Annotated in this window: 1 protein-coding gene; it reads left to right on the top strand. The window is 69.8% G+C overall.

Annotated features, from left to right (window positions below; translation table 11 throughout):
- Window position 1: 1 nt before the first annotated feature.
- The coding region (locus ACFP9U_RS25160) for an ABC transporter permease (protein WP_378625624.1) at window positions 2-1114 on the top strand (1113 nt) is incomplete at its 3' end.

The following is a 1114-nucleotide window of genomic DNA, read 5'->3' as shown; positions in this document are numbered from 1 at the left end:
CATGGCGGCCGCCGGCGCGGGCCCCGCGCTCGCGCTGCGTTTTGCGCTTCGCGAGATGCGCGGCGGGCTCTCCGGCTTCTTCATCTTTCTCGCCTGCATCGCCCTCGGCGTGGCGGCGATCGGCGGCGTCAATTCCGTCGCCCGCGCCATCGGCACCGGCGTCGCCTCCCAGGGCCAGGAGCTTCTGGGCGCCGACATCCGCTTCGAACTCAACCAGCGTGAGACCGACGAGGCCGAACATGCCTGGCTCGAAAGCCTCGGCCAGCTTGCGGTCAGCGCCAACATGCGCTCCATGGCGCGGCTTCCCGACGGCTCGGACCAGGCGCTGGTCGAAGTCAAGGCGGTGGACGGCAGATATCCGCTCTACGGCAGTCTCGTCACCGAACCTGCCCTTCCCCACGAGTCGCTCTTCGGCTTGTCGGACGGGGCCTACGGCGCGATCGTCGCGCCGCTTCTTCTGGACAGGCTGGGCCTTTCCGTGGGCGACCGGCTGATGCTCGGCGGCCAGGTCTTCGAGCTGCGCGCCGCGCTCGTCACCGAGCCGGATGCGATTTCCGACGGCTTCGGCTTCGCGCCGCGCCTGATGGTCTCGCTCGAGGGGCTCGACGCCGCCGGACTCGTCCAACCGGGGAGCCTGGTGGAGCACAGCTACAAGATTCGGCTCCAAGACGGGACGAGCGAGGCCGATCTGCGGGCCGTGCGCGAGGAAGCGGGCGAGCGCTTCCCCGAAGCCGGATGGAGCATCCGCACCCGCCTCAACGCCGCCCCCGCGCTGACCTCCAACATCGAGCGTTTCTCCCAGTTTCTCACCCTTGTCGGGCTGACCGCGCTCGTCGTCGGCGGCGTCGGCGTGGCCAATGCCGTACGCGCCTATCTCGACGGCAAGCGGGCCGTCATCGCCACCTTCAAGAGCCTGGGCGCTGCGGGCGGTTTCGTCGTCTCGGTCTATCTTCTGCAGATCCTCATCATCGCCGTGATCGGCATCGCCGCCGGCCTCGTGCTCGCCGCCCTCATGCCTTTCGCCGCCAGCGCCATGCTCGCCTCGGTGCTGCCCGTGCCGGGTCAGGGCGGCCTCTATCCCGCGGCACTCGGCCTTGCCGCCCTGTTCGGCCTG

The sequence above is a fragment of the Nitratireductor sp. GCM10026969 genome, from assembly GCF_042660605.1.
Classification (GTDB): domain Bacteria; phylum Pseudomonadota; class Alphaproteobacteria; order Rhizobiales; family Rhizobiaceae; genus Chelativorans.
This window is presented reverse-complemented; position numbering and strand designations above follow the sequence as displayed.